Raw genomic sequence first — 20196 nt, forward strand, 5'->3', positions numbered from 1 at the left:
CTTATGGATAAACTAATTATTACCGGCAATGGGTCGGTTGATGGTGAAGTTTGGGCCAGCGGTGCTAAAAACGCAGCGCTGCCTATTCTTTGTGCCAGCTTGTTGGCCAAAGGCCCGGTGGTGATCGGCAACTTACCGCACTTGCAAGACATTACCACGACGCTTGAACTGCTCGGCCGCATGGGAGTTGAGCCGGTCATGGGTGACAATCTCACCATCCAGTTAGACGGTTCGCAGGTAACCCATTGCCATGCGCCTTACGAGCTGGTTAAAAAGATGCGCGCCTCAATCCTGGTGCTGGGGCCGTTGTTGGCGCACTTCGGTAAAGCCGATGTATCTTTGCCGGGCGGCTGTGCGATTGGCTCGCGTCCCGTGGATCTCCATATTCGTGGTTTAGAAGCCATGGGCGCTGAGATTCGCGTTGAAGCCGGTTACATCCGCGCGCGTGTCGATGGGCGCCTGAAGGGGGCAACGATTTATTTTGATACCGTGACGGTGACCGGAACGGAAAATTTATTGATGGCCGCGACCCTGGCTGACGGTGTAACGGTGCTGGAAAACGCCGCCCGTGAACCCGAGGTGGTGGATCTGGCTGAGTGCCTTAATAAAATGGGCGCGCGCATCAGTGGTCATGGCAGCGATACCATCACCATCGAAGGGGTCGAGTCGCTGAGCGGATGTCACCACAATGTCATGCCCGACCGCATCGAAACTGGTACGTTTCTCGTGGCAGCGGCCATGACCGGGGGCCGTGTAAAGGTCAAGCGTACGCGAGCGGATATCCTTGAAGCGGTACTTGCTAAGCTGGAAGAAGCCGGCGCCGAGATTACCTCAGGCGATGACTGGATTGGCCTGGATATGCACGGTAAGCGCCCCCGCGCAGTTAACATACGCACCGCGCCTTACCCCGCGTTTCCCACGGATATGCAAGCCCAATTTGTGGCGATGAATGCTGTCGCTGAAGGGTCGTCGCGCGTCGTGGAAACGATTTTTGAGAACCGTTTCATGCACGTTCAAGAGTTAAACCGCATGGGCGCAGACATCGTGTTAGAAGGCAATGCCGCCTTGATTAACGGTGTCGAGACACTTTCCGGCGCCCCGGTGATGGCGACGGATTTACGTGCTTCAGCATCGTTGGTGATTGCCGCCATGATGGCCCAAGGCGAAACGCTGGTCGATCGGATTTATCATATCGACCGCGGCTACGAATGCATTGAAGAAAAGTTACAGCTATTGGGTGCGCGTATCCGGCGAATTCCTGGCTGAGCCTGGCCCTCAACCATTGGCAAACAAAATGAGTAATCAGTTAATTGTCGCGCTCTCGAAAGGGCGCATTCTGGATGAAACCCTGCCGCTACTGGCCGACGCGGGTATCACCCCCATAGAGGATCTGCACAAAAGCCGTAAGCTTCTATTTGATACCAATTTACCCGATGTTAAATTTGTCGTGATTAGAGCTACGGACGTCCCCACATACGTGCAGTTGGGGGCGGCGGATCTGGGGGTGGCTGGGAAAGATGTCTTATTGGAGCATGGTGCCGAAGGGCTTTACGAACCCCTTGATCTAGACATCGCACGCTGCAAGCTAATGACCGCTGGCGTCACCGGGGAGCCACCCAAGCTAGCGCGTCGTCGCGTGGCGACCAAGTTTGTCAATATTGCCCGGCGCTACTATGCCGAGCAGGGTATTCAAGCCGACGTTATTAAGCTTTACGGCGCGATGGAGCTGGCACCGTTGATGAATTTGGCCGATGAAATCGTCGATATCGTGGATACCGGCAATACCCTACGTGCCAATGGCATGGAGCCGCGTGAATTGATTGCCCCGATTAGTACGCGCCTGGTTGCCAACAAAGCCGCGATGACCATGAAGCACGCAAGGATCAAGCCACTATTAGCACGCCTTGAGCAGGCTGTTGCCAAGCGCAAAACGATATCGCCCGCCGACTAACGTGAGGTTGCTATGAACGAGACAACTACGGCGACAATAGCACGACTCAATACCGCCGATGAGACGTTTGCCACGCAATTGGATGCGTTGCTCGACTGGGAAGGGGTGTCGGACAGTGCTGTTCAACGGCGCGTTGACGATATTCTGACCAGCGTTAAGCAGCGAGGCGATGAGGCTGTGATCGAGGCCACTAATCGCTTTGATCGCATGTCGGCGACTCACATCGACGAACTGCGCTTAACGGCTGAACAGTTGCGTCATGCTTTTGAGCAGTTGCCTGCCGAGCAACGCGACGCGCTGGCCAGTGCCGCCGAACGCATTCGGCGCTATCACGAGCGTCAAAAGCCCACTTCCTGGCAGTACGAAGAGCCCGACGGTACCGTGCTGGGTCAGCAAGTAACGGCGATTGATCGTGCCGGTATTTATGTGCCAGGCGGTAAGGCGGCTTATCCTTCATCGGTACTGATGAATGCCATCCCCGCTCATGTGGCCGGCGTCCAAGAGATCATTATGGTGGTGCCTACGCCGGATGGTGTGCTGAATGACCTGGTTCTGGCTGCGGCCTATGTTGCCGGTGTGAATCAGGTGTTTACCATCGGTGGTGCTCAGGCCATTGGCGCGCTTGCTTATGGTACCGAGAGCATTCCACGGGTCGACAAGATCGTCGGGCCCGGGAACATTTATGTTGCCACGGCCAAGCGGGCGGTATTTGGCCAGGTGGGTATCGATATGATTGCTGGTCCCTCAGAAATTATGGTGGTGTCTGACGGCCGTACCGATCCGGACTGGCTAGCGATGGACTTGTTCTCTCAAGCCGAGCACGACGAGGATGCTCAGGCGATTCTGGTAAGTTGGGACGCCGAGCATCTTGCTGAGGTGGAGGCGGCTATCGAGCGTCTGTTACCGACGTTGGAGCGTGCCGACATCGTGCGCGAGTCGCTTCGTCGTCGCGGGGCTTTGATCCACTGCCGCGATGCCCAGGAGGCGATTACGCTGGTTAACCGCGTAGCGCCCGAGCACCTTGAGCTATCCGTGGAAACGCCTAACGACTGGTTGGCTGATATTCGTCATGCCGGCGCCATTTTTATGGGGCGTTACACTGCGGAGGCGTTAGGCGATTATTGCGCTGGACCGAACCATGTGCTGCCAACCTCCGGCACGGCGCGTTTTTCATCGCCGCTTGGGGTGTACGATTTCCAGAAACGCTCGTCGCTGATTCATTGCTCAGCGCAGGGCGCGTCGGCGCTTGGTGAAATCGCTTCGGTATTGGCTCGGGGTGAATCGTTAACGGCGCATGCACGCTCGGCAGAGTATCGTATCCGCCGCTCTTAACCGGCCCACCGTCCACGTGGCCGTCAAGGCTTAGGTTAGTCGCCGCTTCGCCGAGTCCCGTCGGCTTGCGGCAGCGTTGATGGTATGGGCCGCTCGCCGACCTCCAGCGTCATTTCCATACGCTCGCCATCGCGCACAATGGTCAGTGGTAGTGAGGTGCCCGGTTCAATCGAAGCAATATCGCTCATGGTTGAGCGCGCATCGAGAATCGGCTCACCGTCAACCGCTAATAGAACATCGCCCGCCACCAGGCCGGCCTGGGCTGCCGGGCCGCCGTCGACGATGCCCGCGACGATGACGCCCTGAGGGGTGCGTAGGCCAAAGGAGGCGGCAAGCTCTCTTGATAGTGCCTGGGCCTCAATGCCCAACCAGCCACGGATAACGCGGCCTTGGGTGACCAGTTCGTCTAAAATGCTATGGGCAAGATTCGCCGGGATGGCAAAACCAATGCCCTGTGAGCCGCCTGAGCGCGAGAAAATCGCCGTATTTATACCCACCAACGCTCCCTCTGGATTAACCAACGCACCCCCCGAGTTACCCGGGTTTATGGCCGCATCGGTTTGAATAAAATCTTCGTAAGCGTTTAGCCCTAAATGGCTACGGCCAGTGGCGCTGATAATGCCCATGGTGACGGTTTGGCCAACGCCAAACGGGTTGCCGATGGCCAGTGCTACATCGCCCACGGCGACATCCGTCGAGTTGCTTAATTCAATGACAGGCAAATCCTCAAGATCAATCTTTAGCACGGCGAGATCGCTTTCCGGGTCGGTGCCGATGACTTTGGCGAGCGTTTCACGACCGTCGCGCAAGGCGACCTGGATTTCGTCGGCACCGTTGATGACGTGGTGATTGGTCAGCACGTACCCCTCGTCACTCACAATCACACCCGACCCTAAGCTGGACAGCATGCGCTGTTGCCTAGTGGCATCGTCGCCGTTGAAAAATTGCTCAAAGAACGGGTCTGACATCAACGGGTGTTCGTCTCGCTCGACAATGCGTGATGAATAGACATTGACGACTGCCGGGGCGGCCTGGTTGACCGCGTCAGCGTAGCTGGCGGGCCCTTGGTTGCGGGCCAAAGGCGCTGCTTGGCGAATCTCGGGAGCCGGGCGTTCTGCATCGGTATCTTGATCAGTGGTAGTGACTAAAGACGGTGGTGGCTCAACAGTCTGGGAAGAAGAACCCTGAAAGGGCACCGGAAAGCGGTCGGGGAACGCAAGCAAGACCAGGGCTGCTATCAAAATGCCAGTGATGATGGGCCATATATAAGGCAGCACAAAGCGTTGCATTGTAGGGTTCCTTTGGGGAGCGTCAAAACGTTTGGAGATTAGTACTGACGGGCCGTCAGTTTTACACTGGTAAATGGTAACATTTTATTTGTTTATATCTTATGGGTACCCGTAAATCCCTAGGAGAGACAGTGATTCAACGCGATACATTAGTCGCCGCCTGTGACCATCAGCTGCGTGCGTCAGAGTTTAAAGATTTTACCATCAACGGCTTGCAGGTGGCGGGTCGGGAGCGCGTCGCGCGGGTCATGACCGGCGTCACGGCTTGTCAGTCATTGCTTGACGAAGCGGTAAATTGGCAAGCCGATATGCTAGTTGTCCACCATGGCTATTTTTGGAAAAACGAACCGATTGCGATCACGGGCATGAAGCACAGGCGAATCAAAACGCTGTTAGACCATGATATTAACCTGCTGGCCTATCATTTGCCCCTCGACGCCCACAGTGAGCTGGGTAATAACGCTGAACTGGCAAGGCGTCTAGGTTGGAAAGTTGAAGGCTGCTTAGATGGTGAGCTGGGTGAAGGTTTGCTGTGGTCGGGGCGGGTTGCTAAACCCTTAGCAGCGTCAGCGCTGGCAGAGCAGATACACCACACGTTGCAGCGCGAGCCGCTGCTGATCGAAGCTCCCGGCGTGGGCGAAATAGAGCGGATTGCTTGGTGCACGGGCGGTGCGCAAGACATGATAAGCGCGGCTTACGAAGGTGGCGCTCAGGCATTTATTTCCGGTGAAATATCCGAGCGAACGACCCATCTTGCTAGAGAAATGGGGATTCATTATTTTGCGGCAGGGCACCACGCCACTGAGCGGTATGGCGTTCAAGCGCTGGGTGAGTGGTTGGCGGACGAATATGGTATCGAGCATCGTTTTGTCGATATTGATAATCCGGCTTAAAAATGCCCACCGCTATCGACGGTGGGCGTTTCTAATGCGTTTGTGAACCTCAATAACGTGGAGGCGTTGCCGTTTCGTCGGTAGCGTCTTTTTCTTTTAGGCCGAAGTCTTCAGATAGCGTGCCGTTTTCACCATCGGCGTAGTCGCGTGGAATAGCGGGATCGTTCGACGAGTTGGCGGTGCGGCTTTCAGGCGTGCGAAGGTCGCTGAGCTCGGCAGGGCGAGGTGTCAATTTATCCAACTGCCACTGACCCGCGTCATCTTGAAGCTTTTTTTCCAGCTCGTCGGTTTCTTGGCGTATGGCTGCCAGCGATTCGTGAACACTGGATAATTGGTTGCTGACACCGTTTTTAAGTGACGATACTTGGTGTTCACGTTCCAGAAGTGTCTGGCGCAGTGAGGCAAGTTGACGCTGGCTTTTGCTCAATAAGCGGTAGCATCCTGCGCCGATTATTAAGCCAATCACAAGGCCGATGACTGCATAAGTTAATGGCTCGCTTTCCACATTTATCTCCCTAGAGGCCTGCCGCTGCTTGTACGGCGCATGAAAACAGTTATATGCCATTATAGGCGTCTTCATCATGGTTGGGTCAATGCTCATGCGTTGACCAACGTAACCACGTATAATTAGCACTTTATTCTAGGCCACGTGGCAATTGAGTAGCGTTCGACGGCAAATAACGGGAGCGAGAGAAGATGAGGGCAACGTCGTCAGATGATGAGCCAGCGCTTCACGCGATGACGCCAATGAAGCGTTATCGGGAAGACCTCAAGCGTGAGGGGTTTCAGTACGATGCGGCCCAAGAAGCGGCTGTGGCACATTTGCAGCGCCTTTACGATGCGTTGCTTTCGACCCCGACGACGGTGCCGAAAGCAGTGCTCGCCAATAAAGGGCTAAAAGCTAAAATGGCGGGGCTGGTGGGAAAAAAATCACCGGAGGCTGAGCCGGTGACCCCGCGTGTTCAGGGGCTTTATTTCTGGGGAGGCGTGGGCAGAGGTAAAACTTACTTGGTGGATACTTTTTATGAGTCACTGCCGTTTGCCGATAAAATGCGCACCCATTTTCACCGTTTTATGCAGCGGGTTCACAACGAGCTGAGTCATTATAAAGGCGAAAAGAATCCACTGACCCTAGTGGCGAGCAAGTTTGCTAACGAAGCCCGGGTGATTTGTTTTGATGAGTTCTTTGTCAAAGATATTACCGACGCCATGATATTGGCGAACTTGCTAGAAGCGCTCTTTGAGCGGGGGGTCGTGCTGGTGGCGACCTCGAATATCGTTCCCGATGACTTGTACAAAGATGGTTTGCAGCGCGCGCGTTTTTTGCCGGCGATCGATTTGCTTAATCGACATTGTCGCGTGGTGAATGTGGATTCGGGGGTTGATTATCGCCTGCGGGCCCTGGAGCGCGCTGAAATTTTCCACGCGCCACTGGATGAAGCGGCCGAAAAGGAATTGGCACGTAGTTTCCGCGAAATTGCCGGGCACGCGGGAGAAGCCAATGCACCGCTCGAGATCAATCAGCGTGTGCTTACCACACGCCGGTTGCACGATGATATCGTCTGGTTCGATTTTGACGAGCTTTGTGATGGGCCGCGAAGTCAAAATGACTATATTGAGCTGGCGCGGGAATTCCACACCATCATCGTCTCAAACGTGCCGACAATGCGGGGCGCACACGATGACCAGGCGAGGCGCTTTATTAACATGGTCGACGAATTTTACGACCGCGGCGTCAAAGTGTTGATGTCAGCAGAGGTGCCCGTGGAATCGCTTTATAGCGACGGCAAGCTGACGTTTGAATATCAGCGCACGCTGTCTCGGTTGCAAGAAATGCAGTCTCACGATTACCTAGCGCTTCCGCATAAACCCTAATCCATTCACCTTAAATAGAGGCCCATTGCGCCCAGTGGTAAAAAGAGCACCCATAAAAGTGTCAAGAGAGGGCATAAAGGCTTAACTTGGCGAACGGCATACTGTAGAATGCCGCTTCGCTACATGTTGTGGGGTTTTACCTACAACCAAAAAAAATAGGGATGGTGCAATGCCGCTTGGCGGTATGAGGCACCCAACACATTTAATCTGGTGATTTCATCCATGAAGACGTTCAGTGCTAAGCCGCAGTCCGTCCAGCGCGATTGGTACGTTGTCGACGCAACGGACAAAACGCTCGGTCGTCTGGCAACCGAGATTGCTCGCCGCTTGCGCGGTAAGCATAAACCCGAATTTACCCCTCACGTTGATACCGGCGATTACATCGTCGTGATCAACGCGGAAAAAGTCCAAGTGACCGGCAATAAGGCGAAGGCCAAGACCTACTACCGCCACACTGGTTACCCGGGCGGTTTGCGCTCTATGACGTTCGACAAAATGCTCGACCACGCCCCTGAGCGCATTATTGAGTCTGCCGTGAAAGGCATGCTGCCAAAAGGCCCGCTTGGCCGTGCCATGTACACAAAACTAAAAGTGTACGCTGGTGCCGAGCATCCGCATGCTGCCCAACAGCCGCTTGAACTGAACATCTGAGGAAATCTTCGCCATGACACAGCAGTATTACGGTACCGGGCGCCGCAAGACTTCCACCGCCCGCGTCTTTATGAAGCCGGGTTCCGGCAAAATTACCGTCAACAACCGCGAGCTTGATCATTACTTCGGCCGCGTAACGGGTCGTATGGTTGTGCGTCAGCCTCTCGAGCTCACCGAAACCCTCAACCAGTTTGACGTTTACGTCACGGTTGAAGGCGGTGGTGGTTCCGCGCAAGCCGGTGCGATTCGCCACGGCATCACACGCGCGTTAATGAACTACAATGAAGACCTACGTCCTTCGCTACGCGCCGCTGGTTATGTAACACGCGACGCTCGCCAGGTTGAGCGTAAGAAAGTCGGCCTTCGCAAAGCGCGTCGTCGCCCGCAGTTCTCCAAGCGTTAATCAACGCTGCTTAACTCTGCGGAAAACGCCCAGGCCAAATGGCCTGGGCGTTTTTTTGCTATAAGAAAAACTCGTCAAGGTGTACGTTAAAAATAGGCAGCATTTCTAGCGCGTTGCAGGTTGGCTAAACTACTTTATGCATAGGCCGTAAATAATAACAGTCATCCTCGTTGAAACGTTAAGCGCTACAGCGAGGAGCAAAGTGGGAGACCGGACATGGCGAATAACGGCGTTAACAGGGGGCGGCGTCGTTTCCTTGTAGGGGCGACGACCGTTGTCGGCGCAGTAGGGGCAGTTGGAGTGGCTATCCCTTTTGTGTCGGCTTGGCAACCCAGCGCTAGGGCGCTTGCAGCGGGAGCGCCGGTTCAGGCGGACGTTTCAAAGCTGGCGCCAGGGCAGCGCATGACGGTCGCATGGAGGGGTAGGCCGGTATGGATTATCAACCGCACCCCCGAGATGATCGAGCGTACCAAGGCCCTCGCTGAGGAGCGTCTCGCTGACCCAGACTCTCAAGCATCCGAACAGCCTACCTACAGCACAGGTCTCATGCGGTCTATACGCCCGGAGATTGGCGTATTGATTGGTATCTGTACCCATTTGGGTTGTTCGCCGGTTTATCGCCCCGAGCCCGATGCAACTGGTGTCGGTGTTGACGACTGGCCCGGCGGTTTTTTCTGTCCTTGCCATGGGTCGCGGTTTGATTTGGCGGGTCGTGTGTTCAGCAACGTACCGGCCCCTACCAACTTAGAAGTTCCCCCCTATCGTTTCGAAGGCGATAACATCATTATCGTTGGCGAAGATGAGGAGACGGCCTAATGGGTAATCAAAATAAAGCCAAAGCCCCACGCGGTCTAATGCGCTGGATTGACGCCCGCTTTCCGGCAACGCAGTTGTTTCAAGATCACCTTTCTCATTATTACGCGCCCAAAAACTTTAACTTTTGGTATTTTTTCGGCTCTCTAGCGCTGTTGGTGCTGGTCAATCAAATCGTGACCGGTATTTGGCTAACCATGAGCTTCAGTCCCAGCGCTGAGGGTGCTTTCGACTCCATTGAATACATCATGCGTGATGTGGAATGGGGGTGGCTAATCCGCTATATGCATACCACAGGGGCGTCGGCTTTTTTTGTGGTGATTTATCTGCATATGTTTCGCGGCTTGCTATACGGCTCTTACAAAGCGCCTCGTGAACTGGTGTGGGTTTTTGGCATGGCGATTTATTTGCTGCTGATGGCCGAAGCGTTCATGGGCTACCTGTTGCCATGGGGGCAAATGTCGTACTGGGGCGCGCAGGTGATAATTTCACTGTTCTCGGCCATTCCGGCGATTGGCCCGGAGCTGGCTCAGTGGATACGCGGTGACTACCTGATTTCGGGGATTACGCTGAATCGCTTTTTTGCGCTCCATGTCGTGGCGTTGCCGATCGTGATTCTGGCGCTGGTTGTGCTGCATATCATTGCACTGCACGAGGTGGGATCAAATAACCCGGACGGTATCGATATCAAGCAGAAAAAGGACGAAGCCGGCAACCCGCGGGATGGTATTCCTTTTCATCCTTACTATACCGTGAAAGACCTAGTAGGCGTTGCGGTGTTTCTGTTTGTATTTTGCGTGGTGGTGTTTTATTTCCCGGAAGGGGGCGGCTATTTCATTGAAACGCCCAACTTCGAACCCGCCAACCCGCTACAAACCCCTGATCACATTGCGCCAGTGTGGTATTTCACGCCGTTTTACGCGATTTTGCGGGCGATCACTTTTTCCATCTTTGGCCTGGAGGCGAAATTTCTGGGTGTGATGTGTATGGGAGGTGCTATCGCGGTGATGTTTGTACTGCCCTGGCTGGACCGTAGCCCAGTGCGTTCGATGCGCTATAAGGGGTGGATATCTAAGCTGATGTTAGCGCTGTTCGCTGCAAGCTTTGTAACGTTAGGTGTGCTCGGGGTGTTGCCTTCCACCGGCGGTCGAACGTTATTGGCCCAAGTGTGTACGGCTATCTATTTTGCTTATTTTCTGCTTATGCCGATCTATACCCGGCTAGAAAAAACAAAACCCGTTCCGGAAAGGGTGACTGGCTAATGAAAAAACAACTGATCACGCTGATTGCCCTGCTGGTGCCCATCACAGCAGCGGCTGCCGGTGGCGCAAGCTTACCGCATTCCATGGAGCCGGACCTGCAAGACCAGGCGTCGCTGCAAAATGGCATGAAGCTGTATGTTAACTACTGCATGGGCTGCCATTCGCTTGAATACCAGCGATTCTCGCGTGCCGCGGAGGATTTGGATATTCCTCAAGATATCGTTGAAGATAACCTTATCTTTTCCGCGGATATGGCGTTTAACGACCAAATGCACACGGCGTTGCCCAAAGAAAATGCCGAAACGTGGTTTGGCGTGACACCGCCAGACTTAACGCTCACCGCACGACTGCACGGTACTGATTGGCTGTATTCTTACCTGCTCAGTTTCTACCAAGACCCGGATCGCGCAACGGGGGTAAATAATACGGTGTTTGAGCTAACGGCAATGCCCAACGTGCTAGAGCCCTTGCAAGGCGTTCAAGAAAAGGTATGTGCGGATGCAGACGCCACGGAGGGTGGCTCATCGGGCGACTCTCCAGACGATAATGCCAACTGCAAATCATTAGAGGTGACCGAGCAAGGCCAATTATCCCCAGAGGAATTTGAAGAGACCGTGTATGACCTGACCAACTTTCTCGCCTATGTGGGTGAGCCGTCAAAGCTTCAGGCTCAGGCGTTAGCCCCCAAGGTGCTAATATTTTTATTTATTTTCGCCGTCATTGCCTATCTGCTCAAGCGTGAGTACTGGCGCGATATTCATTAACAGCGCTGAGCGAGGTAACAAGGGGCGTGCAGTCAGGTTGTGCGCCTTTTGCGTGTTAGTCTTGGTCGTAATGCATAACGTTGCCTTCCCCAAGGGTGGGGTGGACGTGTTATTATCCAAGATTGATTCGCTGCGAGGATGGATTCATGGGTGTTGTGGCCAAACGGTCGTCAATGATTTTTTATTCAGGTAATGATGATCATTTCAGTCATCGTGTGCGCATTGTACTGGCTGAGAAAGGCGTAGCTGTCGATATTGTCGATGTCTCCGACGAGAACGTCCCCGACGAGCTAGCGGACTTGAATCCTTACAACAGCGTGCCAACGCTGCTTGACCGTGACTTGGTGCTCTACGAGTCTAAGGTCATGATGGAATACCTGGATGAGCGTTTCCCGCATCCGCCGCTATTGCCTGTATACCCTGTGGCGCGTGCGCAGAGCCGCCTGTGGATGCACCGTATCGAGCGTGAATGGTGCCCGATGGTGGAGCAAATTGTTAACGGTGGTAAGAAAGAGGCAGAAAAAGCGCGTAAAGAACTACGCGAGAGCCTGGTGGGTATTTCGCCCATTTTCGAAGATATGCCGTATTTCATGAGTGATGAGTTCACGCTTGTCGACTGCTGTCTGGCGCCCATTTTGTGGCGGTTGCCGGCACTGAATATTGAGCTGCCGGAAAAACAGGTAAAACCGCTGTTGAGCTATATGTCTCGTGTGTTCGAGCGCGATGCTTTTAAAGCTGCATTGAATGAGCGCGAAAAAGAGATGCGTGCTTGAACCCACTCAGGCCTCGCCAGGCGGGGCCTTTTCTCTAGGAGGAGTGAGTCTAGATGAAATCGAGCCGCCCTTATATCGCCCGAGCGCTTTACGAATGGTTGCTAGACAATGAGCTAACTCCGCATTTAGTCGTGGATGCCACACAGCCCGGCGTTGAAGTGCCGCGACAGTTTGTGCAAAACGGCCAGATCGTGCTGAATGTCGCCCCAACGGCGGTTCGCGATTTGTTTATGGAAAACCAAGCTATTGGTTTTAACGCACGTTTTGGTGGTCAGCCGATGCAGGTAATGATTCCTACGCCTGCGTTAATTGCGATTTATGCCCGTGAAAACGGGGCTGGTATGGTCTTCGGCCACGAACCTGAATTAACCCCGCTGGAAGGGGAAGAGACGCTAGACGATACGTCTACGCCTAGCAAGCCGACGTTGGCGGTGACAGATTCAGCCCCCGAAACGGAGTCATCATCAGATGAGACGTCGTCAGGTGCGTCAGACGGTGAGGCGAAAGATAAGCCGAGCAGTAGTAAGAAGAAACCATCGCTGCGGGTGGTGAAGTAACTCAACGTTTGCTGATGGGCAAAACGTCCAAAAACCTCGCTGTGATTACAGCGAGGTTTTTTTAGGCCTGCGGTGCGGATTTAGTCGATATATTCGAAGACTTTTACAATGCGCTGGACACCCGACACGTTAGAGGCGGCGTTAACAATGCGATCAGCTTCGTCGCGAGTCACCATGCCCATGATGTAGACGCTGGCATTTTCTGTCGTCACCTTGAGTTTTGATGAGTCGATGCTGTCATTAGTTGCCAGCTGGCTGACCACATTGGTGGTTAGCCAGGTATCGGTAATACGCTGAGAGGATGGCGAAAGCGCGGAGACGGTTAATTCATTGTAAACCTCATTGACGCCGCGCAAACCTGCGGTAACGTTTTCTGCCTTTTTGCGCAGTTCTTCGCTGGGCACTTGGCCGACCAGCAGTACCACGCCATTGAAGCTATGGGGGCGAATACGCGCGTCGTCCAGGCGTCCGTCCGCACGCTCTAATGCCCGGCCCACTTCCCGTTCAATCGTGGCGTCAACAGCGGCTACGTCTTCGCTGCGCTGGGCGTAATTTGATGAATCAACCCGGGTGTTGGTAGCGCAGCCTGCCAAAAAGACGCTGGAGCCTAGTGCGGCAGCCATTAATAGGCGAGACATGCGCGAAGAAGGGAGTCGTAAAATCATTGATAGATTCCTTTATATCGTCGGCAGCGTTATTCAACGCCACCAAACAGTTGCTCATCGATTAAGTCGCAAAGACAGTGAATGACCAGTAAGTGGACTTCCTGAATGCGAGCTGTAGAAGTGGCCGGTACGCGAATTTCGCAGTCATCTTGGCCTAGCAGCGATGCCATGTCGCCGCCATCTCGGCCGGTTAAGGCCACGACCGTCATATCACGGTCGTGAGCGGCTTGAATCGCCTGAACAATGTTGGCTGAATTGCCGCTCGTTGAAATCGCCAGAAGAACGTCACCTGGCTGTCCTAGCGCCCTGATTTGCTTAGAGAAGACCTCGTTGTACGTATAGTCGTTGGCAATTGAGGTGAGGGTGGAGGTGTCTGTGGTTAAGGCCAGTGCCGGCAAGCTGGGTCGTTCGCGCTCAAAGCGGTTGAGTAGCTCCGATGAGAAGTGCTGGCTGTCGCCAGCACTGCCGCCGTTCCCGCAGGCGAGAATTTTGCCTTCGCTTACCAAGCACTGCACCATCATTTGGCTGGCAACTTCGATGAAAGGTGGTAACACCTCGCTGGCATAGGTTTTGGTATCAATGCTGGCGTTGAAATGGCCCAGTATGCGTGATTGAAAGTCCATTAGGGCTTCCTGATTGTGGTTTCAAAAGGCGTCAAATGCGGCTTTTACCCACTCGATGTCGACGTGAGGGGGTGTGCCGGTCATGGCAATAACATCAAAACGACACGGCGAAGGGTGGCGCATTGAGGCTAAATAAAGTCGTGCGGCTCGAATCAACCGCTGCTGTTTCTGGGCGGTCACCGTCTCAAGCGGATGCCCGTGCCGGCTAGATTTGCGATGTTTGACCTCGACGAAGACAAGAATATCCGTATCTTGCATGATTAGGTCAAGCTCGCCGCCCTTAACATGATGATTGCTGGCGACTAAACGCAGACCTTGTTGCTGCAGCCATTGAGCGGCCAATTGCTCAATGGCTTGCCCGCGGGCCCGCGCTGTCTTTGAGCTAGTTGTCATCGCTCTCGTCGGTATCCTCTTGATTACTCTGTAAGCCGGGAATCAAAATTGGCGATGGCGTGCCGTTTTGAAACTTAGCCCAGGGAAGCTCGCGGTAAATCCGCCCGTCGCTTGTGAGAGTCAGCTTGCCAGTGCTGCCATCAAAGCCTTCTAACGCTGAAAAATCCGAAAGACGTGTGGCGATCTCGTAGGCGTCGACACCCATGGCCATTAGCCGAAACATCGACGCGTCGGATTCTTCCCGAAGGCGCTGGTAAGTCGCATAGAAGGGCAGCACCTCTTCTCCGCCTACAGCGGCATCGGGGATTTGCCAGGGAATATCCATAAACATGACCTCGTTGAGGTCTTGGTCAAGGCGAATCTGGCGTCGCCCTTCATGTAGATGGGAGGTGGCATAGACGGGGAGATTCGGCGCGTAGTAAAAGTCCATGGTCGGCGGCACTTGGCGAGCGTAGTCGGGTAATGCGAGCAGGAAGAGGCCATCAATATCGTTAAGCTGGGCCCGTTCACCGCGTACGTTTAAAGCGGTCTTGACCGCATCGGAAACCGGGTTGTCAGGGTTGTAACGTACCGCATTACTGATATCGCCGCCCTGGCGTTGCCACTCGTTCCAAAAGGCTTCGCCAACACGCTGTCCCCAGTCGTTGTCAGGCACCATCAGAGACATCTGGCGATGGCCGTCCTGCCACGCGCGGCGCGCTGCCTGGCGCGCTTCATCCTCCGCTGACAGGCCGTATTGGAAAAGACGTTTAGCTTGGTTGCGCTCACTACTACCGTAGTTGAGTGCCAGGGTGGGGACAGGAACGCTATCGCGCTGTTCAAGCTGGGTGACTTGTTCCTTGTCGAGTGGGCCGATCATGACTTGAGCGTTCATTTGCTGGGCACGGTCATATAGCTCGTTCAATGCGTACTGCGATGAATCAAGGAAATTCAGTTGCACATCGTCGCCCGTGATGTCGCGGTGGCGGCGTATCGCCGAGGCGAGGGTCTCGGCCACGTTGCTCAGCGCGCCAGATTCAGGGAGCGCCACGGCAATACGGTTAATCGTCACCCCTTCCAGTTCAGGCAGGGCAAAGCGCGCCGGGTCTGGCCTATCAAGCGTTTCGCGCGCCCATCGCTGACGGTCTTCAAGCGTGCGTTGCTGATTTGCCTGCATCGGCAGCTCGTCGTCGAGCACCTGGGTGGCGCGCAGTACGCTGTCGGGTTCATCCAGCGCACGGGCTAGTTCGGAAAACAGGAGCGCCCAACGCACCCGGGCAGATTCAGGTAGTGCCTGTTCATCAATGGCCGTAGCAACGCCGTAAGCGTCCTCACGCTGGCCTTGGCGGGCTAAAATATTAGCCGCCTCAAGGCGCGAAATAGCGGCTTGCTCAGGGCCCTGCTGCTCCGCTTGGCTAAGCAGCCGGTTAGGGTCTTCGTCGGGCACTCGGTCGACAACACTGGGAGGCTGCATCGCACAGCCCACCATAAGAAGCGCCATGAGCGTAGCGGCCAAAAAGCCACGTAATGACTGTTTCATGTATCCTTCCTTAGTTTCCATTTGCGCCGTCGCTGCTGTTCAACGAGTGGGCGGCTACTGCACAAGCATAGCGTACCGTGGGGCAAGCCATTGAAGAATTGGGAGTCACGATGACACATACACCACCTGGCACATTGTACGTGGTCGCCACGCCGATTGGGAATTTGGATGACCTATCTTCCCGCGCTGCGCGGCTGCTTGGCGAAGTGACACGCGTTGCCGCCGAGGATACCCGCCACAGTGCGCGTTTATTGACACATTTAGGTTTGAATAAGCCGATGCTCTCGTTGCATGAGCACAACGAAGCGCGGCGCGTGGATACCTTGGATAGTTATCTCGCCGCTGGTGAAGATATTGCCTTGATCAGCGATGCCGGAACGCCGTTGATCAGCGACCCCGGGTTTGTATTGGTGCGTGAATTGCGGGCGCGCAATCGCCATATTGTGCCGATCCCTGGCCCTTGTGCGCTAATTACTGCACTGTCGGGGGCAGGCTTGCCGACCGATCGCTTTGTCTTTGCTGGTTTTTTACCCGCCAAGCCTGGAGCGCGTCGACAAGCCCTTGACGCTTGGAAAACCCGTGAAGAGACGCTGGTGTTTTACGAGTCTCCGCACCGCATCGTGCATACCCTTGAAGCATTGAATGAACAGATGGCCGGGCGCGACGTGGTATTGGCACGCGAGCTGACCAAAACCTTCGAAACTTTCCTGCACGGAACGCCTGCGTCGTTGCTTGAGCAGTTAGTCGCCGACCCTAATCAAGCGCGGGGCGAATTCGTGGTGATGGTCGCCGGAGCGCCGCCAGTTGAACAGAGTGAGCATCAGACTATATCGGCCGATGCTTTGCTAACCACACTGCTGGCGGAGGGGATCGGCGTTAAGCAGGCAGCGAGCATTGCCGCTGGTATATTCGGCGGTCGCAAGCAAACTTGGTATGCCCGGCTGCAAACCATGAAAAGCGAGCATTGAGGCGAACGTAAGGCGCTGGTATGCTTGCCGCCGGAGTTGGCCAGACAGTCGCCGCTAATACCCCTCAAAAGGTGTTGGGGGAGGAAAGTCCGGGCTCCATAGGGCAGAGTGCCAGGTAACGCCTGGGCGGCGTGAGCCGACGGAAAGTGCAGCAGAGAGTAGACCGCCTACGCCTTTCGAGGCCGGTAAGGGTGAAAGGGTGCGGTAAGAGCGCACCGCGCGCCTGGCAACAGTGCGTGGCAAGGTAAACCCCACTCGGAGCAAGACCAAATAGGGACCCAATGGCGTGGCCCGCGCTGGGTCCGGGTAGGTTGCTTGAGCGCTGGGGTAACGCAGCGCCTAGAGGAATGGCTGTCCACGACAGAACCCGGCTTATCGGCCGACTCCCCATCTATAGGGACGTGCCTCGGCGCGTCCTTTCATTATTCTGTGAGTGTACTATGCCGTCATCCGACGCTGACCCTGCTAGTTCTCAATTTCAGCATACCAGCGTGCTCCTCGACGGTGCCGTCGATGTGCTCGTGCATCAACCGGAAGGCGTCTACCTGGACGGCACCTTTGGGCGGGGCGGGCATTCGCGGGTGATTTTATCGCGCCTGAACGACACCGGGCGTCTGATTGCAATGGATCGAGATCCTCAGGCGGTTGCGGCGGCGGCGGACATTGCTGATTCACGTTTTACCATGGTGCAGCGCGACTTTGCTCGTCTAGGTGAGGTGGCCCGCGAGCAGGGCGTGCACGGCAAGCTTGCCGGCATTTTGTTGGACGTTGGAGTGTCATCACCGCAGCTTGATGACCCTGAGCGGGGTTTCAGTTTTATGCGCAATGGGCCGCTGGATATGCGTATGGATCCAAGCCGCGGAGAGAGCGCCGCTCAGTTTCTCGCTCGTGCCAGTGAGGCTGATATCGCCAAGGTGTTTAAAACCTATGGTGAGGAACGCTTTGCAAAACGATTAGCGCGTGCGGTCGTCACACGACGGGTTGAAGCGCCTTTTACGCATACCGTCGATTTGGCGGAAGTGCTGAAAACGGCCCATCCGGCTTGGGAAAAAGGCCGGCACCCCGCGACGAAGGCGTTTCAAGGGCTGCGGATTTATTTAAACGGCGAGTTGGAACAGTTGGATGCGGCTTTGGAAGCCGCGCTTGAGGCGTTGGCGCCGGGCGGCCACTTGGTGGTGATTAGCTTCCATTCCTTGGAAGATCGCCGCGTTAAGCGGTTTATTCGTCATCACGTGCGGGGCGATACCCATTTGCCCCGGGGCGTGCCCATTCGTGATGACCAATTAAATCGTCGTCTAGAAGCGCTGAGTAAAGGAGTGCGCCCCAGTGATGACGAGGTGGCTGAAAACCCACGTGCCCGCAGCGCGGTAATGCGAGCCGCACGTAAACGAGTGTGAGCACGGAAGTAATTATGAGCATGGAACAACTGGGTCGGTGGTTATCTACTTTACAAGTTCAATGGCCTTTTTCTTTGCGTCTACGGCCGTGGCCAGTGGTGCTCAGTTTGATTTTTTTAGCCTGCCTGGCAACGGCTTTTTTGGTGGTAGCGACGACTCATGCGACGCGGGTGCAATATGCTCAGCTACAGCAGCTGGAGCAGGAGCGGAGACAGCTAAACACCGAATGGGGCCAGTTGTTACTTGAAGAAGGTGCGTGGTCGACGCCTGCTCGCATAGAGCAAATCGCTACGCAACGCTTGGGCATGCGCATTCCCGATGTTCATGACGTCGAGGTGATCCGGCCATGAAGTCCCAACACCGGGGCGTTAGCTCACGTCAAGCACCTATCGCGCCGCCTCTCCACGGGGGGCGGTTTTTGTTTATTTTGCTAATGATGGCCTTGGTTTCCGCCATTTTGATTGGTCGAATCACCCTGTTGCAGGTGATTGACCGCCCTTTTTTGCAAAGCCAAGGGGACGCTCGCACACTGCGCAATGAGACCATTCCCGCCCACCGGGGAATGATCACCGACCGCAATGGCGAACCGCTGGCCATATCCACTCCGGTCGTAACGCTCTGGGCGAACCCTCAGGAACTGCCTGACGATGCCATTCAGCGCATTGTGCTTGCCCAGTCACTAGGCATGTCGCTGGAAGCTTTCGAAGCTCGCGTGGCGCGCTACAGTGAACACGAGTTCATGTATTTGCGTCGTCAAATGACGCCAGACGCTGCGCAACGTATCCTCGATCTGCGCACGCCCGGCGTTTACCCTCAGCGCGAATACAAGCGCTACTACCCGGCCGGTGAGGTCGCCGCCCAACTGCTAGGGGTTACCAACGTCGATGACGTGGGTCAGGAGGGGTTGGAGCTTGCTTACCAGCCCCACTTGGCCGGTCACCCGGGGCAGCGGCGTATCATCAAAGACCGTCGAGGTCGGCTGGTTAGAGAGCTAGATGTGATTCGTGATGCCCAGCCAGGGGGTGATCTAACGCTGTCGATTGATCAGCGTCTACAGTATATGGCCTATCGCGAATTACGCTCAGCGGTTGCCGAAAATGAGGCGGATGGTGGCGTGCTGGTGATGATGGACGCGCGCAGCGGCGAAGTATTGGCCATGGCGAATTTACCTTCTTATAACCCCAATAACCGGGCGGGGCTTGATCCGCGCGGGTTGCGTAACCAGGCGCTGGTCGATGTATTTGAGCCGGGCTCGGTGATGAAGCCGTTGGCCATGTCGGCGGTTCTGGAAAGTGAAGGGTTTGACCGCAATACCGTGGTCGATACCTCGCCCGGCTGGATGCGAATCGATGAATATACCATTCGTGATTTTCGCAATTATGGTGAGCTGGATTTGGCCGGCATTCTAGAACACTCTTCGAATGTGGGTATGTCCCGCCTGGCGTTGCAACTTGGCGATACGGCGATTTGGGAGAAATACCATCAATTAGGTTTGGGGCAAGCCCCTGGCACTGGCTTTCCTGGTGAGGCGACGGGCAGCTTGCCGGCGCATGTTAACTGGTCGCGCAGTGAGCGGGCGACGCTCGCCTATGGGTACGGTCTATCTGTGTCCGCGGTTCAATTGGCGAGTGCATATACGGCACTCGCCAATGATGGTGTGCGTTTGCCGCCCTCCTTGCTGCGTCTCGCCGAACCGCCTCAAGGGACACCTGCTATACAGCCGAAGGTGGCCAATGATCTGCTGAATATTTTAGAAACGTCGGTAGCGGCCTATACCGGTGGGCGACGCGCCCGCGTTGAGGGTTATCGTGTGGGGGGTAAAACAGGCACGGTGCGTAAAATAGGCCAGCAAGGCTATACCACCGATGCGTACCGCAGCGTTTTTGCTGGCATTGCGCCGATTTCGGATCCGCGCATCGTCACTGTGGTCATGATAGATCACCCCAAAGCCGGCGAATTTTATGGGGGAGCAGTGGCAGCCCCGGTATTCTCAAGTGTCACCGGCAACGCGCTACGCTTATTGGATGTACCACCCGACCGTGAGGTGGACTAGTTGGAAGGAGACAGC

General features: G+C 55.3%; 22 protein-coding genes and 1 other RNA gene. 17 read left to right on the top strand and 6 right to left on the bottom strand.

Features of this window, described 5'->3' with window-relative positions; genetic code table 11:
* Nucleotides 1–3: 3 nt before the first annotated feature.
* Genes murA through hisD form a run of 3 tightly spaced genes read left to right on the top strand, consistent with a single transcriptional unit; the run spans nt 4 to nt 3283 of the window.
* Nucleotides 4–1266, top strand: a complete 1263-nt coding sequence (gene murA, locus BLR97_RS04500; RefSeq protein WP_089702935.1) for a UDP-N-acetylglucosamine 1-carboxyvinyltransferase — start codon at nt 4–6, stop codon at nt 1264–1266.
* Nucleotides 1267–1294: 28 nt separating this feature from the next.
* On the top strand, nt 1295–1951 hold the full coding sequence (gene hisG, locus BLR97_RS04505) for an ATP phosphoribosyltransferase (RefSeq protein ID WP_089702937.1): 657 nt from the start codon (nt 1295–1297) through the stop codon (nt 1949–1951).
* 12 nt (nt 1952–1963) lie between these two features.
* Nucleotides 1964–3283 (top strand): histidinol dehydrogenase, encoded by a 1320-nt coding sequence (hisD, locus tag BLR97_RS04510; protein WP_089702939.1) that lies wholly within the window; start codon nt 1964–1966, stop codon nt 3281–3283.
* Between the two features lie 35 nt (nt 3284–3318).
* Here hisD and BLR97_RS04515 read toward each other — a convergent pair whose 3' ends face one another.
* Complete coding sequence (locus BLR97_RS04515; RefSeq protein WP_089702941.1) at nt 3319–4572, bottom strand: Do family serine endopeptidase; 1254 nt, start codon at nt 4570–4572, stop codon at nt 3319–3321.
* Nucleotides 4573–4703: 131 nt separating this feature from the next.
* Here BLR97_RS04515 and BLR97_RS04520 point away from each other — a divergent pair, with 131 nt between their 5' ends.
* Nucleotides 4704–5465 carry a Nif3-like dinuclear metal center hexameric protein gene (locus BLR97_RS04520; RefSeq protein ID WP_089702942.1) on the top strand — a complete coding sequence of 254 codons (762 nt, stop codon included), beginning with the start codon at nt 4704–4706 and terminating at the stop codon, nt 5463–5465.
* A gap of 49 nt (nt 5466–5514) precedes the next feature.
* On the opposite strand, the gene BLR97_RS04525 is transcribed toward BLR97_RS04520, so the two are convergent.
* Nucleotides 5515–5970: a Z-ring associated ZapG family protein gene (locus BLR97_RS04525; RefSeq protein ID WP_244511206.1), complete on the bottom strand. Its 456-nt coding sequence runs from the start codon at nt 5968–5970 to the stop codon at nt 5515–5517.
* Nucleotides 5971–6161: 191 nt separating this feature from the next.
* On the opposite strand from BLR97_RS04525, the gene zapE reads away from it, so the two are divergent.
* The 8 genes from zapE to BLR97_RS04565 all read left to right on the top strand — a co-directional run bounded on the left by zapE (nt 6162) and on the right by BLR97_RS04565 (nt 12563).
* Nucleotides 6162–7340, top strand: a complete 1179-nt coding sequence (zapE, locus tag BLR97_RS04530) for a cell division protein ZapE (protein WP_089702946.1) — start codon at nt 6162–6164, stop codon at nt 7338–7340.
* A 222-nt stretch (nt 7341–7562) separates the two neighbouring features.
* Entirely contained in the window at nt 7563–7991 is a 429-nt protein-coding gene (gene rplM, locus BLR97_RS04535) for a 50S ribosomal protein L13 (RefSeq protein ID WP_089702948.1), read from the top strand.
* Between the two features lie 13 nt (nt 7992–8004).
* Complete coding sequence (rpsI, locus tag BLR97_RS04540; protein ID WP_089702951.1) at nt 8005–8394, top strand: 30S ribosomal protein S9; 390 nt, start codon at nt 8005–8007, stop codon at nt 8392–8394.
* 216 nt (nt 8395–8610) lie between these two features.
* Nucleotides 8611–9210 (top strand): ubiquinol-cytochrome c reductase iron-sulfur subunit, encoded by a 600-nt coding sequence (gene petA / locus BLR97_RS04545; protein WP_089702953.1) that lies wholly within the window; start codon nt 8611–8613, stop codon nt 9208–9210.
* A complete protein-coding gene (locus BLR97_RS04550; protein WP_089702955.1) occupies nt 9210–10469 on the top strand; it encodes a cytochrome b in 1260 nt (419 codons plus the stop codon). The genes petA and BLR97_RS04550 overlap by 1 nt, the downstream gene beginning before the upstream one ends.
* Nucleotides 10469–11233 (top strand): cytochrome c1, encoded by a 765-nt coding sequence (locus BLR97_RS04555; RefSeq protein ID WP_089702957.1) that lies wholly within the window; start codon nt 10469–10471, stop codon nt 11231–11233. The genes BLR97_RS04550 and BLR97_RS04555 overlap by 1 nt, the downstream gene beginning before the upstream one ends.
* A gap of 146 nt (nt 11234–11379) precedes the next feature.
* On the top strand, nt 11380–12006 hold the full coding sequence (gene sspA / locus BLR97_RS04560; RefSeq protein WP_089702959.1) for a stringent starvation protein SspA: 627 nt from the start codon (nt 11380–11382) through the stop codon (nt 12004–12006).
* Between the two features lie 53 nt (nt 12007–12059).
* Nucleotides 12060–12563 carry a ClpXP protease specificity-enhancing factor gene (locus tag BLR97_RS04565; RefSeq protein WP_089702961.1) on the top strand — a complete coding sequence of 168 codons (504 nt, stop codon included), beginning with the start codon at nt 12060–12062 and terminating at the stop codon, nt 12561–12563.
* 80 nt (nt 12564–12643) lie between these two features.
* On the opposite strand, the gene BLR97_RS04570 is transcribed toward BLR97_RS04565, so the two are convergent.
* The 4 genes from BLR97_RS04570 to BLR97_RS04585 are packed head-to-tail and all read right to left on the bottom strand — an operon-like array spanning nt 12644 to nt 15763.
* A complete protein-coding gene (locus BLR97_RS04570; RefSeq protein WP_244511208.1) occupies nt 12644–13228 on the bottom strand; it encodes a BON domain-containing protein in 585 nt (194 codons plus the stop codon).
* Between the two features lie 29 nt (nt 13229–13257).
* Nucleotides 13258–13851: a phosphoheptose isomerase gene (locus tag BLR97_RS04575; RefSeq protein WP_089702963.1), complete on the bottom strand. Its 594-nt coding sequence runs from the start codon at nt 13849–13851 to the stop codon at nt 13258–13260.
* Nucleotides 13852–13872: 21 nt separating this feature from the next.
* Nucleotides 13873–14244 (bottom strand): YraN family protein, encoded by a 372-nt coding sequence (locus BLR97_RS04580; RefSeq protein WP_089702965.1) that lies wholly within the window; start codon nt 14242–14244, stop codon nt 13873–13875.
* Entirely contained in the window at nt 14234–15763 is a 1530-nt protein-coding gene (locus BLR97_RS04585; protein ID WP_089702967.1) for a penicillin-binding protein activator, read from the bottom strand. Before BLR97_RS04585 ends, BLR97_RS04580 begins: the two co-directional genes overlap by 11 nt.
* 110 nt (nt 15764–15873) lie before the next feature.
* Between BLR97_RS04585 and rsmI the strand changes: the two genes are divergently transcribed.
* The 5 genes from rsmI (at nt 15874) to BLR97_RS04610 (ending at nt 20181) form a co-directional block, all read left to right on the top strand.
* Nucleotides 15874–16731: a 16S rRNA (cytidine(1402)-2'-O)-methyltransferase gene (rsmI, locus tag BLR97_RS04590; protein ID WP_089702968.1), complete on the top strand. Its 858-nt coding sequence runs from the start codon at nt 15874–15876 to the stop codon at nt 16729–16731.
* Nucleotides 16732–16763: 32 nt separating this feature from the next.
* Nucleotides 16764–17122: RNase P RNA component class A (rnpB, locus tag BLR97_RS04595), an RNA gene on the top strand.
* A 49-nt stretch (nt 17123–17171) separates the two neighbouring features.
* Nucleotides 17172–18128: a 16S rRNA (cytosine(1402)-N(4))-methyltransferase RsmH gene (gene rsmH / locus BLR97_RS04600; RefSeq protein WP_089702970.1), complete on the top strand. Its 957-nt coding sequence runs from the start codon at nt 17172–17174 to the stop codon at nt 18126–18128.
* Between the two features lie 14 nt (nt 18129–18142).
* Nucleotides 18143–18478: a cell division protein FtsL gene (gene ftsL, locus BLR97_RS04605; RefSeq protein WP_089702973.1), complete on the top strand. Its 336-nt coding sequence runs from the start codon at nt 18143–18145 to the stop codon at nt 18476–18478.
* Entirely contained in the window at nt 18475–20181 is a 1707-nt protein-coding gene (locus tag BLR97_RS04610) for a peptidoglycan D,D-transpeptidase FtsI family protein (protein ID WP_089702975.1), read from the top strand. Before ftsL ends, BLR97_RS04610 begins: the two co-directional genes overlap by 4 nt.
* Nucleotides 20182–20196 lie beyond the last annotated feature (15 nt).

The sequence above is a fragment of the Vreelandella arcis genome (genome assembly GCF_900103865.1).
In the GTDB taxonomy this organism is placed as follows: Bacteria; Pseudomonadota; Gammaproteobacteria; order Pseudomonadales; family Halomonadaceae; genus Vreelandella; species Vreelandella arcis.

Excerpts from the sequence above, each read along its gene's own strand:
- BLR97_RS04570 (WP_244511208.1), bottom strand. The coding sequence starts at position 13,228 with ATGATTTTACGACTCCCTTCTTCGCGCATGTCTCGCCTATTAATGGCT.
- rplM (WP_089702948.1), top strand. The coding sequence starts at position 7,563 with ATGAAGACGTTCAGTGCTAAGCCGCAGTCCGTCCAGCGCGATTGGTAC.
- BLR97_RS04565 (WP_089702961.1), top strand. The coding sequence starts at position 12,060 with ATGAAATCGAGCCGCCCTTATATCGCCCGAGCGCTTTACGAATGGTTG.
- BLR97_RS04515 (WP_089702941.1), bottom strand. The coding sequence starts at position 4,572 with ATGCAACGCTTTGTGCTGCCTTATATATGGCCCATCATCACTGGCATT.
- petA (WP_089702953.1), top strand. The coding sequence starts at position 8,611 with ATGGCGAATAACGGCGTTAACAGGGGGCGGCGTCGTTTCCTTGTAGGG.
- rsmI (WP_089702968.1), top strand. The coding sequence starts at position 15,874 with ATGACACATACACCACCTGGCACATTGTACGTGGTCGCCACGCCGATT.
- rsmH (WP_089702970.1), top strand. The coding sequence starts at position 17,172 with ATGCCGTCATCCGACGCTGACCCTGCTAGTTCTCAATTTCAGCATACC.
- sspA (WP_089702959.1), top strand. The coding sequence starts at position 11,380 with ATGGGTGTTGTGGCCAAACGGTCGTCAATGATTTTTTATTCAGGTAAT.
- murA (WP_089702935.1), top strand. The coding sequence starts at position 4 with ATGGATAAACTAATTATTACCGGCAATGGGTCGGTTGATGGTGAAGTT.
- BLR97_RS04550 (WP_089702955.1), top strand. The coding sequence starts at position 9,210 with ATGGGTAATCAAAATAAAGCCAAAGCCCCACGCGGTCTAATGCGCTGG.
- hisD (WP_089702939.1), top strand. The coding sequence starts at position 1,964 with ATGAACGAGACAACTACGGCGACAATAGCACGACTCAATACCGCCGAT.
- BLR97_RS04580 (WP_089702965.1), bottom strand. The coding sequence starts at position 14,244 with ATGACAACTAGCTCAAAGACAGCGCGGGCCCGCGGGCAAGCCATTGAG.
- BLR97_RS04575 (WP_089702963.1), bottom strand. The coding sequence starts at position 13,851 with ATGGACTTTCAATCACGCATACTGGGCCATTTCAACGCCAGCATTGAT.
- BLR97_RS04610 (WP_089702975.1), top strand. The coding sequence starts at position 18,475 with ATGAAGTCCCAACACCGGGGCGTTAGCTCACGTCAAGCACCTATCGCG.
- zapE (WP_089702946.1), top strand. The coding sequence starts at position 6,162 with ATGAGGGCAACGTCGTCAGATGATGAGCCAGCGCTTCACGCGATGACG.
- ftsL (WP_089702973.1), top strand. The coding sequence starts at position 18,143 with ATGAGCATGGAACAACTGGGTCGGTGGTTATCTACTTTACAAGTTCAA.
- hisG (WP_089702937.1), top strand. The coding sequence starts at position 1,295 with ATGAGTAATCAGTTAATTGTCGCGCTCTCGAAAGGGCGCATTCTGGAT.
- BLR97_RS04555 (WP_089702957.1), top strand. The coding sequence starts at position 10,469 with ATGAAAAAACAACTGATCACGCTGATTGCCCTGCTGGTGCCCATCACA.
- rpsI (WP_089702951.1), top strand. The coding sequence starts at position 8,005 with ATGACACAGCAGTATTACGGTACCGGGCGCCGCAAGACTTCCACCGCC.
- BLR97_RS04585 (WP_089702967.1), bottom strand. The coding sequence starts at position 15,763 with ATGAAACAGTCATTACGTGGCTTTTTGGCCGCTACGCTCATGGCGCTT.